We start from the raw sequence: 13,299 nt of genomic DNA, 5'->3' as shown, positions 1-13,299 counted from the left end.
CTCCCCTAACATTATTCCGCACAAAATGCGCCTTCGCTTAGCGCTTTTCCTCCTACCCCTCTACGCCGTGCTGGTGGCGCTGGCGGCGCAGGTGCGCCTGAGCAACCCTGCTTTATTCATTGCCTGCGAGGTGACTATCCTCGTTAGCGCCGGGCTCACGTGGCGGCTCTACCGGGGGCTGGTGCAGCCGGTGCGGCTCATTGAGGCGGGCACAGCGGCGCTGGCGGCCCAGGATTTCAACCTGAAATTTATTCCCGTGGGCCAGCCCGAGCTGGACCGGCTCATTGGGGTGTATAACCAAATGCTGGATGCGCTGCGGCAGGAGCGCATTGGCCAGCACGAGCAGAGCGTGCTGCTGGAACGCCTCATTGGGGCCTCGCCGGCGGGTATGCTGCTGCTCGATTTTGACGGCAATATTACCAGTGCCAATGCGGCGGCGGCGCGGGCGCTGGGCCAGCCGGCCACTGCATTGGCCGGGCAGTCGGTGGCGGCCCTACCCCCACCCTGGGGCCCGATGCTGGCCAACCTGGCGGCCGGCGAGCCCCGCACCCTGCGCCTGCCCACCGGCCACACTTACCGAGCGGCGGCGGCGCACTTCCTCGACCGGGGCTTTCAGCGGCGCTTCGTGGTATTGGAAGAATTGACGCAGGAGATTCTGGCCCAGGAAAAGCAGGCCTACGAACAGCTTATCCGGCTGATGGCCCACGAGGTCAATAACTCTATCGGGGCGGTGAACTCGCTGCTGGGCAGCTTTCGGCACTACGCGCCGCAGCTGGCGGCCACCGACCAGCCCGACTTCACCCAGGCGCTGGAGGTGAGCATTACGCGCAACACGCAGCTGGCCGACTTCGTGGCCCGCTACGCCCGGCTGGTGCGCCTGCCGCCGCCCGCCCCGCACCCCCTCGACCTGCACCAGCTGCTGCGCGACCTCGGCCACCTGCTAGCCGCCCAAAGCGCCGCCCAGGGCGTGCAGTGGCACTGGGAGCTGGCTGGCCCTGGCCCGCTTTGGGTCGAAGCTGATTCGCAACAGCTCACTCAAGCGCTGCTCAACGTGGCCAAGAATGCGCTCGAAGCCATCGGGCCGGGCGGCGGCCACGTGTGGGTGCGCACCACGGCCGCGCCCCCTACCCTCGTTATGGAGAACGATGGCGCGCCGCTCACGCCGGCGGTGAGCCAGCGGCTGTTTACGCCGTTTTTCAGCACCAAGCGCGATGGGCAGGGTATTGGCCTGCTGCTGGTGCGCGACATCCTGCGGGCCCACGGCTTCGCCTTCCGGCTCGAAACGGGAACCAGCGGGCGCACGGCCTTCACTTGCAACCTATTACCCAACTCAGGCAACTGATTTCCAAGGCGTAATCTACTGATAGTAGTGGAGGTAGGCGGCCGTATATTTGCCGTGCTATGACGTGCAGCCTCCTTTTAGAACATGCCCTGCTAAGCGCTCCTTGGCGGCGCGGGGGCGGGTGGCACCGCAATTGCAGGGGCGAGGCAGTCCAGCCGACCCTGGCGGGCCGTAGGTGGGGCGCGCGCTTTATCACTCTCTGAAAAAATGACTATTGCCAGCGGGTTGCGCCCGCGTTTGCTCGTGCTGGTGCTCGGCTGCCTGCCGCTGCTGGCCCGCGCCCAAAGCGGCGCGGCGGCCCGCGGCGAGGTGCACGGCGCAGACGGTGCGCCGCTGCCCGGCGCGGTGGTGCGCTGGCTGCTGCCGGGGGGGGTAGGCGGGCCCACTGGCACCACCGGCGCGGCGGGCACGTTTGCGCTGCCGTTTCCGGCGCAGGCCAGCAAGCGGCTTATTGTCAGCGCCTTGGGCTACGTGGCCGATACGGTGGCCGTGCCGGCTGGCCCTACCCCCTATTTGCGCATCAGCCTGCGCGGCGGGGCAGCGCTCGGCGACGTGGCCGTGACGGCGCGGGCGCTGGCCTATTCGAGCAAGTCGGTGGGCAGTATGCAAACCATCAGCGCCCGCGACCTCACCAAGTCGGCCTGCTGCAACCTGGCCGAGAGCTTCGAAACCAACGCCGCCGTGGAAGTGAGCACCGCCGACGCCGTGAGCGGCGCCAAACAGATTCAGCTGCTGGGCCTCGACGGGGCGTATTCACTGCTGACTATCGACAACCAGCCGGCCCTGCGCGGGCTGTCGGCGCCCTACCGCCTGGGCTACCTGGCGGGGCCCTGGATTGGCAGCATTGACATTATTAAGGGCACGGGCTCGGTGGTGAATGGCTACGAGGGCATTTCGGGCCAGGTCAATATTCAGCTCAAAGAACCCGACCTCACCGACCAGCTGCTGCTGAACGCCTACGTAAATGACCTGGGCAAATTTGACCTGAACGCGGTGGCCTCGCAGCGCTTCAACAAAAAGTGGAGCAACGTGCTGCTGCTGCACAACGACTACCTGGGCAACCGCGTGGACCGCAACGGCGACGGCTTCCTGGACCTGCCGCTGGCCAACCAGCTCAATGCCTACGACAAGCTCAAGTATAAGTCGGGCACCGGCCTGGTGGCCGAGCTGGGGGTAGGGGCCATTCGGGAAACGCGCCAGGGCGGCCAGCTGAACTTCCGGGAGGGCATTGCCGATTCCTACCGCGCCGCCTACGGCACCAACCAGACCACCCACCGCTACACGGCGCAGGCGCGCACCTCCTACACCTGGCCGGGCCGGCCGTTCCAGAGCCTGGGCTTGCTGGTGAATGGCACGAGCCACGATTTCACCTCGACCTACTCGTTTCGGCAGGACAGCGGGCCGCGGCAGTACGATGGCCACCAGAACACGGGGCAGGCTACCCTGCTGTTTCAGAGCGTGATAGGCGACGCGCGCCATACCTACCGCACGGGTCTCAGCTTTTTGTACGATGACTACCGCGAGCACCTCGGCGACGGCCGCTCGTACCTCACCGACACGCCCGCCATCGTGGATGCGCGCGAAAACCGCCGCCGCACCGAGCGCGTGCCCGGCGCCTTTGCCGAGTATACCTACAACAACGCCCACAACCTGACCGCCGCCCTGGGCCTGCGCACCGACTACCACAACCTCTACGGCTGGCAGTTGACGCCGCGCTTCAACCTGAAGTACGACGTGGCGCCGGCCACCGCGCTGCGCGTGTCGGCGGGCCGGGGCTTCCGGGTGCCCAACCCCATTGCCGACAACGCGGCCATGCTGGCCAGTGCCCGCGAGTACTACATCGGCCCCAAGCTGCGCCCCGAAACCGCCTGGAACCTGGGCGGCTCGCTCACGCAGTATTTCCAGGTGCTGGGCCGGCCGGCCACGCTGGTGCTTGATTATTACGACACGGTATTCAAAAACCAGCTGGTGGCCGATATGTACACCAGCCCGCAGTTTATCATCTTGGATAACCTGGAGCCCGGCGCCCGCTCCTTCGCCCGCAGCGCGCAGGCCGAGGTACTGGTCGAGCCGCTCAAGGGCCTGCAGGTGAAGGCCGCCTACAAGTGGCTCGACGTGCGCAGCACCTACGACGGCCAGCTCTTGCCCAAGCCCCTCACGCCCCAAAACCGCGCTTTCCTGAACCTGGGCTACGCCTCGGCCTTCGACAAATGGCGCGCCGACCTCACGGTGCAGTGGTACGGCACGCGCCCGCTGGCCCACCTGCCCGCCGATGGCAGCAACCTCGGCCACGCCCACGGTACTGGCACCACCGGCCTCTACTATGCCCCGCGCTACGCCGCGGTCAACGCCCAGGTTACCCGCGCCTTCAAGCGCTTGGAGATATACGTGGGGGTTGAAAACCTCACCAATTTCCGCCAGCCCGACCCCATTCAGAACGCGGCTACCCCCTTCAGCAGCGGCTTCGACGCGGCCATGGTGTGGGGCCCGGTGTACGGCCGCTTGACGTACGCCGGCCTCCGGTATCGCCTGGAGTAAATTTTTATCGCTTGTAAAACGTCTCTCATTACGAGCAAAGCAATGACAGACGTTTTTGTGTTTGCCCTATACCTTATAATCCCCATGAAAGCCCTCGCCCTTTCCCTGCTCACGCTGCTGAGCACCGCTGCTGCCCAGGCCCAAACCGCGCCCGTGGCCGCCACGACCGCCAAAAAAGGCGCCGAAATGGTGCAGTTCAAGACCTCGGCCGTGTGCGACATGTGCAAGGCGCGCCTCGAAAAGAGCCTGGCCTACGAAAAAGGCGTGCAGGCCGCCAACCTCGACGTGCCCAGCAAAGTGCTGACCGTGACCTACAACCCCGCCAAAACCACCGCCGACGCCCTGCGCACCGCCGTGCAGAAAACCGGCTACGACGCCGACCAGCTCACCGCCGACGCCCGCGCCTACGACCGCCTACCTGACTGCTGCAAAAAGACGGCCGCCGCGCACTAGCCCGTTTCGTACCGACTTTTGCCGTTGGCTCATCTGCCGACGGCTACCCCTAGCAGGCCGCCCACCCAGGCGGCCTGCTTGCTTTTTTGCCTGCTTTTATGAAAAAACCACTCCCTACCCCCCCGCCCGCCGGCAAAGACCAGCTGCACCCGCGCAGCCGCCACCGCGACCGCTACAATTTCACCCAGCTCGTGCGCAACAGCCCCGCGCTGGGCGCCTTCGTGCGGGACAATGAGTTTGGTGAGGCCTCCATCGACTTTGCCGACCCGGCCGCCGTGAAGGCGCTCAACCAGGCGTTGCTGCGGCACTTTTATGGGATAGCGCACTGGGATATTCCGGCCGACTACCTGTGCCCGCCCATTCCGGGCCGGGCCGATTACGTGCACTATCTGGCTGATTTACTAGGCAGTAGCAACCTGGGCGTTATTCCGAAGGGTAGGACCGTACGGCTGCTCGATATTGGCGTGGGCGCCAACTGCATCTACCCCATCATTGGGCACCGCGAGTATGGCTGGCGCTTCGTGGGGGCCGATACCGACGCCGTGGCCCTGCGCGCTGCCAAGAACATCGTGGCCGCCAACCCCGAGCTGACCGGCACCATCGACTGCCGCCTGCAACCCGACCCGGCGCACGTGCTAACGAACATCATCAACCCCGGCGAGGTATTCGACGCCACTATCTGCAACCCGCCCTTCCACGCCTCGGCGGCCGAGGCGGCGGCCAGCACCCAGCGCAAAGTGGCCAACCTGGGCCACCAGCGGCGCACTACCCCCGTGCGCAACTTCGGGGGCCAGGCCAATGAGCTGTGGAGCCCCGGCGGCGAAGAAGAATTCGTGCGCCGGCTCGTGGCCGAAAGCAAGCAATTTGGCCGCAGCTGCTACTGGTTTACCACCCTCGTTTCCAAAAAAACGACGCTGCTCAGCATCCAGTACTTCCTCAAGCAGGCCGAAGCCGTGGAGGTACGCACCATTGAAATGGCGCAAGGCCAGAAGAAAAGCCGCTTTGTGGCCTGGACGTTTTTGACTGCAGAGGAGCAGGAAACCTGGCGCGCTACGCGCTGGGCGGCCGCTACCAAGTAGCCGCTACTTGGTAGCGGCTACTTGGTGCGCCAGAGGCGCCACCAGGGCAGGTAGGGCTGGTCGTGGTGCTCGTAGTGGTAGCCGAAAAAGTAGCAGCTCACGAAGGCCCAGACGTGGTGCCGCAGCTGGCTGCGCGACTTGTGCTTATTATCTTCTTCGTGCTCGCCGCGGTGCGGCAGGTAGGTACCGAAGAAGAATAATTGCAGCGTGGCCAGCACCGCCGGCACCATCCAGAAGGCGATGACATTGGCCTGCGGAAACCAGATTTTGAGCACATTATACGTCGCCGCCATCGCCAGCACCTGCCACCAGGTCACGTAGTTCCAGGCAAAGCGCAGCAGCCAGGGCAAGAAGCCGGGGTAGTCGGTGGGGTGAAAATCGGGGTCGTCCTGAGTGCCCACGTGGCGGTGGTGGTCGTGGTGCTTGGGCAGCTGCCGCGGAAACCAGTTGTAGGCAAACAGCAGCGCGCATACTGTGCCGATGGCGTTATTCAGGCGCTTATTGGGGCTCACCACGCCGTGCATGGCATCGTGCGCCGTGATGAAAAGCCCTGTGTATAAGTGCGTTTGGAGCAGCGCCAGCAGGTAAGGCGCCGGCGAGCGCCAGTCGGGCTGGTAGCCCGCCAGCAGTAAAGCCAGCAGCCCGCCCCAGCTCAGCATAATGAGCGCCGCGGCCACTACCCCCTTGCCGGCCAGCGGCGCGGGCGCCACGCGGACGGACGGTGGGGCAACAAGTTGGGCAGACTGGCTGGGCATAGGCAACGGGGCACTCCAAGCGGGGGGCCGGGCAAATAACACTTCACAAGCTAATTTGTCGGCTGAAAGATTCAGAAATTCCGCCGAAATCTTGCTGCTTCCCGGCTGGCGAGTACGTTTGCCCCAGCTCATCCTTTTCCCACCTGCTCATGCCCCTACCCCTCCCGGCCCGCCTGCTCGCGGCGTTGCTACTCGCTTTTGGCCTGCTGGCCGGCCCTGCCTACGCCCAATCGGGGCTGATTCAAAACGCCGCCGCGCGCCGCGTGCTCAGCCTCAACGGCAGCTGGAACTACATCATCGACCCTTACGAAAACGGCTTCTACGACTACCGCCGCGAGGCCTTCGACCAGTCGAAAACCGGCAAGGGCGGCTACTACGACAATCAGAAGCCCAGCAGTGCGCAGGAAACGGAATTGATTGAGTACGACTTCGATAAGTCGGCCACGCTGCAGGTGCCAGGCGACTGGAACTCGCAGGACGCTAAGCTTTTGTATTATGAAGGCACCATCTGGTATAAGAAGAGTTTTACGCTGAAGCCCCAGCCGGGCAAGCGGTATTTCCTGTATTTTGGGGCCGTGAACTACGAGGCGCACGTGTACCTCAACGGCAAAAAGCTGGGCATGCACCGCGGCGGCTTCACGCCCATTCAGTATGAGATAACCGACCGGCTGAGCGCCAGCGGCGACAACTTTGTAGTGGTGAAGGCCGACAACACCCGCCACGCCGACGCCGTGCCCACCATCAACACCGACTGGTGGAACTACGGCGGCCTCACCCGCGACGTGTACGTGGCCGAAACGCCCGGCACGTTCATCAAAGACTACGAGGTGCAGCTGGCCAAGGACGCGCCGACCACGCTGGCCGGCTACGTGCAACTGAGCGGGGGGGGTAGGGCCGGCCAAACCGTGACGCTGAATATTGCCGAAGCCGGCATCCGGCAGACGGTAAAAACCGATACTGCCGGCCGCGCCACCTTCCGGTTTTCAGCCAAGAAGCTGCAACTGTGGTCGCCGCAAAGCCCTCATCGCTACGCCGTCAGCCTGAGCAGTGGCGGCGACGAGGTGCAGGACAAAATCGGCTTTCGCACTATTCAGACGCGGGGCCAGGACATTTTGCTGAACGGTAAATCGACGTTTTTGCGCGGCATTTCCATTCACGATGAAAACCCGCTGATACCCGGCCGGGCGAGGGGCGAGGGCGACCTGCGCATGCTGCTTACCTGGGCCAAAGAGCTGGGCTGCAACTACGTGCGCCTGGCCCACTACCCCCACAACGAGCTAATGCTGCGCCTGGCCGACGAGATGGGCCTGCTCGTGTGGGCCGAAGTGCCGGTGTACTGGACCATTGCCTGGGAAAACCCCGCCACCTACCAAAATGCCGAAACCCAGCTATCGGACCTCATCTCGATGGGGAAAAACCGCGCCAGCATCATCATCTGGTCGGTGGGCAACGAGACGCCGCTGAGCGCGCCGCGTCTGAAATTCATGACCAGCTTGGTGAAGAAAGCACGCGCCCTGGACGATACCCGCCTCGTCGCCGCCGCTCTTGAGCTGCACCGCGAGGGCACCAGCATCCACGTAGACGACCCGCTAGGCGAATACCTGGACCTGACCAGCTTCAACGAGTACGCCGGCTGGTACATGGGCTCGCTCGATGAGGTGGCGACGTACCGCTTCGACATCAAGTACAACAAGCCCGTCGTTATCAGCGAGATGGGGGGTAGCGCGCTGGGCGGCTACCACGGCGACGCCCACACCCGCTGGACGGAGGAATACCAAGCCGCCCTCTACCAAAACCAGTTTAAGATGCTGAGCGGCATCCCTGGCCTGCGCGGCATGACGCCCTGGATACTCACCGACTTCCGCGCCACCCGCCGCCAGCACCCGGTGTACCAGAACGGCTTCAACCGCAAAGGCTTGATTTCCAACACGGGTCAGAAGAAAAAGGCCTTCTTTGTGTTACAGGAATTCTACCGCCAGCAGGCCCGGAAGTACGGCGAGAAATAAGCTGCGGCGCTCAACCGCCCTACCCCCTCAGCCATGAGCAACCAAACCATTTTCCTAGTGAGCTTCCTGGCGCTGGCATTGCTGCCAGGCGTCGGAGCGCGGGCGCAAGCCGTGCAGCCACGCCTGCGCCAGGTGGTTGCGCCGCCGGCGCGCCGGGAGAAATTTCAGCTGTATCTGCTAGTGGGCCAGTCGAATATGGCGGGCCGGGGCTACGTGGAAGCCCCGGACACTGTGCCCAACCGCCACGTGCTGCGCCTCAACCCGGCCGGGCAGTGGGAGGTGGCTCAGGACCCCATTCACTTCGATAAGCCGGTGGCCGGGGTGGGGCCGGGGTTGGCCTTTGGCCGGGCGATGGCTGCCGCCGATACGAGCGTGGTTATCGGCCTGATTCCGGGCGCGGTGGGCGGCTCGGGTATCGACGCCTGGGTGCCGGGTGCCTATTTTGCCGATACCAAAACCCACCCCTACGACGACGCCCTGGCCCGCGCCCGCGTGGCACAGCAGGCGGGCACGCTGGCCGGCATTATCTGGCACCAGGGCGAAACCGATAGCAGCCCCGACAAAAGCGCCGCCTACGCACCCAAGCTGGCGGCGCTGGTGGCCCGGCTGCGAGCCGACCTCCACGCCCCTACCCTCCCCTTCGTGGCCGGGGAGCTGCCCGCGTTCCAGTTCACTAAAACTGGCCCCGATGGCACCGCGCAGCCTAACCCGGGCGCGGCGCGCGTGAATACGGCGGTGGCAACACTAGGCAAAACCGTGGCCCACTACGCCTACGTATCGGCCGCCGGCACCACCGACCGCGGCGACCACCTGCACTTCGATGCCCGCTCGGCCCGCCTAATGGGCCAGCGCTACGCCCAGGCCATGCAACGGCTCCAGCGCCGCCCCAGCAGATAACGTCCACAAAATCCGTGAAATCCGTTAAAATCCGCGTAATCCGTGATTTAGTATTGCTCCAGCGCGTCGCGTACCTGCTCCATCAGCCACATGGGCGTGCTGGTAGCCCCGCAAATGCCGACCGACTGGCCAGGCGCAAACCAGGAGGGGCATATCTGCTCGGTATTGGACACGAAATGCGTGCGCTCATTGGTTTCCTTGCACACCTGGTAGAGTACCTTACCGTTGGAGCTTTTAGTACCCGACACGAACACCACCTGGTCGAACTGCGCCGCGAAGCGCCGCAGGGCCTCATCGCGGTTGCTCACCTGCCGGCAGATGGTATCGTTGGCGTTGATGTTATAGCCACGCGCAACCAGCTCGTTTTTAATGCGGTAGAAAGAATCCGTGCTCTTGGTCGTCTGGCTGTAGAGCGTAATATTCTCGGGTAGCTCGTGGCGCAACAGCTCATCGAGGCTTTCAAATACCACGGCCTCGCCGCCGGTCTGGCCTAGCAGGCCGAGCACTTCGGCGTGGCCGTGCTTGCCGTATATATAAATTTTCTCGCGCCGGTCGAAGCTGCTCTTGATGCGGTTCTGGAGCTTGAGCACCACCGGGCAGCTGGCGTCGATGAGGGTCAGGTTGTTTTCCATGGCCCGCTGGTAGGTACTGGGCGGCTCGCCGTGCGCCCGAATGAGCACTGCCTCGTCGCGCAACTGGTTCAGGCGCTCGTGGTCAATAATACGCAAGCCCTTGTGCTCCAGGCGCTGCACCTCTTTGTCATTGTGCACGATATCACCCAGGCAGTACAGATACCCCTGCTCTTCGAGCAAGTCTTCGGCCATCTGAATGGCGTAGATAACGCCAAAGCAAAACCCCGAATTAGGGTCAATACGAACGCTGAGGTGCAAACCAGACTGCATACTGCGAATCTAACTAAGAACAGGAAGAAAGGTTGTGCTTTTCCGCCCAAATTCTGCACTCTCCTTATCTTTCTATCCCTTCACGCGCGCAAGACGCTGGGCATCGTCGTCGCTCACGTGGCCGCGGCCTACTAAAAAGCCACGCACCGTTTCAAATGCTTGGGCATCCATGCCCGAGCCGGGGTGCTGCAAGGCGGCATTGAGCAAAAAAGATTTGTCTTGCTCCACGTGCTTACTCAGGCCCAAGAAAGGGGGCAGGTTGCTCTCGACCGAGAAGCGTAGAAAACGAATTTCGGCATTATCGGCATCTAGGCTCACGGCTTGGTCGAAGGTGCGGGCCGCCTGCTGCACGTAGGTGAGCTTGTTGAGCATCGACGCATCGCGGGCCTTAATAGCCTCGGAGGCAGCCTTGTAGCCCAGCACCAAGGCGTCCTGGCCGGCGTATTCGCGCAGCAAATTGTAGAATTTTTCGCCGGCCTGCTTGTCGGCGGCGGCATCTTCGTAGTGGCGGCGCAGGGCGGCCGGCTGGTAGGGCGACATAGAGGAAATCGGAAGTGGAGGACGGCCTGCCGCCCCGCAAGCCGCCGGCAGCACGCTCAGCAGGGCAAAAACAAGTAGTCTTTTCATAGGCGCAAAGCTAGGGGCAACGCCGGTTGCCGCGCTGCCCGCTTCAACGCCGCCCTGGCCCGCATAGTGCCCTACCCCCCTACACCGCCCGCAAGCGGTAGCGCAGCCACGAGCCGGCCAGCAATAGCAGCTTGGTGTTGTCGGGCAGGCGCACACGCTCGGCCAGCACTTGCTGGGCCGGGGCCTGCCGCAGCTTGTGAAATAGCTTGAGGTAGTAGATGTAGGCCAGGTACACGCCCAGCCGCGCCGGGCGCGGCAGCTGCCGGATGCCCTCGTAGGCGGCCTCAAAATCGGCCCGGATGTCGGCTTCCACCGCCCGCTTGGCCGCGTCGTCAAACTGCTCGTAGCGCAGGCCGGGGAAGTAAACCCTACCCCGCTCCTCGTAGTCGGACCGGATATCGCGCAGGAAATTCACCTTTTGAAAGGCCGCGCCCAGCCGCCGCGCGGGCGCTTTCAGGCGTTCAAACTCCGCTGGCTGGCCCTGGCAAAACACGCGCAGGCACATCAGCCCCACCACCTCGGCCGAGCCGTAGATGTACTGCTCGTACAGTTCCTGGCGGTAGTTGCGGTCCTCCAGGTCCATTTCCATACTCCGCAAAAAGGCGTCAATAAACTCGTGGTCAATCTGGTACGTAGTCACTGCCCACTGAAAGGCGTGCAGCACCGGGTTCAGGCTGAAGCCGGCCGCGATGGCGGCGTAGGTGTCGCGCTCAAACTCGGCCAGCAGGGCCGCCTTGTCCTGCGTGTGAAACGTGTCCACGATTTCATCGGCCCAGCGCACGAAGCCATACACGGCATAAATGGCCCGGTGCAGCGCCTTATCCAGCGTGCGGATGCCCAGCGAAAACGACGTGCTGTAGCGCCGCGTGATGAGCTGCGCGCACGCCAGGCTGGTGTCGGTGAAATGCTGTTCGTGGTCCATCGTTATTTTCTATGCGCTAAAAAGAACGTCATGCTGAGCTTGCCGAAGCATCTCTACCACGTAACTAACTTTAAACGTTAGGATTACTTACGCGGTAGAGATGCTTCGACAAGCGGACGCCAGATGAGCATGACGTTCTTCTAGTTTTTAATTTCCTTTAAAACTTCCCCGGCCACTACCTGGCCCGAAATGAGCGAGGGCGGCACGCCCGGCCCCGGCACCGTAAGCTGGCCCGTGAAATACAAGTTACTCACCTTGTTGCTCTTAAGCGAAGGCTTAAGAATGGCCGTCTGCTTCAGCGTGTTGGCCAGGCCGTAGGCGTTGCCTTTGAAGGAGTGGTAGTCGGCCACGAAGTCGCGGTGGGCGTAGCTGCGCTTGTAGATAACGTGCTCACGGATGGTGTGGCCGCAATGCTTTTCAAGCCTATCCATCAGCATGTTGTAATACTTCTCGCGGGTGGCCTCGGGGTCGTCGAGGTCGGGGGCCACGGGCACGAGCAGGAACAGGTTTTCCTGGCCTTCGGGGGCCACCGTGGGGTCGGTTTTGCTGGGCACCGAGGCGTAGAACAGCGGCCGGCTAGGCCACTGCGGCGCCTCGTATATCTCGTGCGCGTGCTGGCTGAAATCCTCGTCAAAAAACAGGTTGTGGTGCAGCAGCCGGTCCAGCTTGCGGTTCACGCCCAGGTAAAAGAGCAGCGACGACGGCGCCATGGTGCGCGAGTCCCAATAGGCGGGCGAGTAGTGGCGGTACTCGGGTGCCAATACCTGCTGCTCGATGTGGTGGTAGTCGGCGCCGGCCACCACGGCATCGGCGGGCCAGAAGCCGGTGGCGGTGCGCACGCCGGTGGCGCGGCCGTTTTCGACCACGATTTCGCGCACTTCCTGGTCGTATTCTATCCCTACCCCCTGCTCCTGGGCCAGGGCCACCATGCCGCGCACTATCTGGTGCATGCCGCCTTTGGGGTACCAAGTGCCGAGGGCGAGGTCGGCGTAGTTCATAAGCGAGTAGAGCGCGGGCGTATTCTCGGGGGTAGCCCCCAGAAACAGTACCGGAAACTCGATGAGCTTGAGCAGCTTGGGGTGGCTGAAAAACTTGCGCGCGTGCTTGGCCATGCTTTGCAGCAGGTCGAGCCGCACGGCACCTTTCACGATTTCCCAGTCGATAAACTCAGTGACCGAGCGGCTGGGCAAGTGCACGAATTTGTTGATGCCGACTTCGTACTTGTACTCGGCCTGGGCCAGAAAGGCATCGAGGCGGGCCGCGCTGCCGGGTTCCAGGCTTTCGAACAGCTGGCGCAGCTCGGCCATGCTAGCCGGAATATCTACCGCGTCATCGCCTTCGAAGATGACCTGGTAAGAGGGGTCGAGGCGTACCAGCTCATAGTAGTCGGCCACTTTTTTGCCAAATTTCCCGAAATACTGCTCAAACACGCCGGGCATCCAGTACCAGCTCGGGCCCATGTCGAAGGTAAAGCCCTGGGCTTCAAACACCCGCGCCCGGCCGCCGGGGCCATCGTTCTTCTCTAGCAAGGTCACGTGCCAGCCGGCCTGGGCCAGTGTGGTAGCGGCCGACAGACCAGCAAAGCCGGCACCAATAACAACAGCGGTGGGAGTACGGGGAGAAGAAGCCAATGGACGGAGCAAACAGGATAACTAGCTGCAAGCTACAATCCGACGCGGCACTTTGTTTTGGCCGCCGGCCCGCGCCAGGCATCGTGCTCGCCCAGCGCAGGGGTAGGAAAATGAATTTTCTAAAATCCCCCAATTTTTACACAAAAT

General features: G+C 63.1%; 11 protein-coding genes. 6 read left to right on the top strand and 5 right to left on the bottom strand.

Annotated elements, in window-relative coordinates:
• Positions 1–25: 25 nt before the first annotated feature.
• From E4631_RS03940 to rlmF, 4 genes are all read left to right on the top strand, one after another.
• Positions 26–1,342 (top strand): PAS domain-containing sensor histidine kinase, encoded by a 1,317-nt coding sequence (locus tag E4631_RS03940; RefSeq protein ID WP_133659939.1) that lies wholly within the window; start codon positions 26–28, stop codon positions 1,340–1,342.
• Between the two features lie 207 nt (positions 1,343–1,549).
• Positions 1,550–3,880 carry a TonB-dependent siderophore receptor gene (locus tag E4631_RS03935; RefSeq protein ID WP_133659940.1) on the top strand — a complete coding sequence of 777 codons (2,331 nt, stop codon included), beginning with the start codon at positions 1,550–1,552 and terminating at the stop codon, positions 3,878–3,880.
• An 84-nt stretch (positions 3,881–3,964) separates the two neighbouring features.
• Positions 3,965–4,333 carry a heavy-metal-associated domain-containing protein gene (locus tag E4631_RS03930; RefSeq protein WP_133659941.1) on the top strand — a complete coding sequence of 123 codons (369 nt, stop codon included), beginning with the start codon at positions 3,965–3,967 and terminating at the stop codon, positions 4,331–4,333.
• Between the two features lie 98 nt (positions 4,334–4,431).
• A complete protein-coding gene (gene rlmF, locus E4631_RS03925; protein ID WP_133659942.1) occupies positions 4,432–5,412 on the top strand; it encodes a 23S rRNA (adenine(1618)-N(6))-methyltransferase RlmF in 981 nt (326 codons plus the stop codon).
• A 17-nt stretch (positions 5,413–5,429) separates the two neighbouring features.
• Here rlmF and E4631_RS03920 read toward each other — a convergent pair whose 3' ends face one another.
• Complete coding sequence (locus tag E4631_RS03920) at positions 5,430–6,071, bottom strand: fatty acid desaturase (protein ID WP_240734676.1); 642 nt, start codon at positions 6,069–6,071, stop codon at positions 5,430–5,432.
• A gap of 245 nt (positions 6,072–6,316) precedes the next feature.
• Between E4631_RS03920 and E4631_RS03915 the strand changes: the two genes are divergently transcribed.
• Together E4631_RS03915 and E4631_RS03910 are read left to right on the top strand one after the other, a co-directional pair.
• Positions 6,317–8,173, top strand: a complete 1,857-nt coding sequence (locus tag E4631_RS03915) for a glycoside hydrolase family 2 protein (protein ID WP_133659944.1) — start codon at positions 6,317–6,319, stop codon at positions 8,171–8,173.
• A 33-nt stretch (positions 8,174–8,206) separates the two neighbouring features.
• Positions 8,207–9,070 carry a sialate O-acetylesterase gene (locus E4631_RS03910; protein ID WP_133659945.1) on the top strand — a complete coding sequence of 288 codons (864 nt, stop codon included), beginning with the start codon at positions 8,207–8,209 and terminating at the stop codon, positions 9,068–9,070.
• 47 nt (positions 9,071–9,117) lie between these two features.
• Here the strand turns inward: E4631_RS03910 and E4631_RS03905 are convergent, their stop codons facing one another.
• The 4 genes from E4631_RS03905 to E4631_RS03890 form a co-directional block, all read right to left on the bottom strand.
• Entirely contained in the window at positions 9,118–9,972 is an 855-nt protein-coding gene (locus E4631_RS03905) for a 4-hydroxy-3-methylbut-2-enyl diphosphate reductase (protein ID WP_174805479.1), read from the bottom strand.
• 72 nt (positions 9,973–10,044) lie between these two features.
• Positions 10,045–10,599, bottom strand: coding sequence for a hypothetical protein (locus tag E4631_RS03900; protein ID WP_133659946.1), 555 nt, complete (start codon positions 10,597–10,599; stop codon positions 10,045–10,047).
• 79 nt (positions 10,600–10,678) lie between these two features.
• Positions 10,679–11,521 (bottom strand): phytoene/squalene synthase family protein, encoded by an 843-nt coding sequence (locus E4631_RS03895; RefSeq protein WP_133659947.1) that lies wholly within the window; start codon positions 11,519–11,521, stop codon positions 10,679–10,681.
• Between the two features lie 140 nt (positions 11,522–11,661).
• A complete protein-coding gene (locus E4631_RS03890) occupies positions 11,662–13,152 on the bottom strand; it encodes an NAD(P)/FAD-dependent oxidoreductase (RefSeq protein ID WP_133659948.1) in 1,491 nt (496 codons plus the stop codon).
• Between the last annotated feature and the right edge of the window lie 147 nt (positions 13,153–13,299).

It is taken from the genome of Hymenobacter sp. UV11 (assembly GCF_004684095.1).
Classification (GTDB): domain Bacteria; phylum Bacteroidota; class Bacteroidia; order Cytophagales; family Hymenobacteraceae; genus Hymenobacter.
This window is presented reverse-complemented; position numbering and strand designations above follow the sequence as displayed.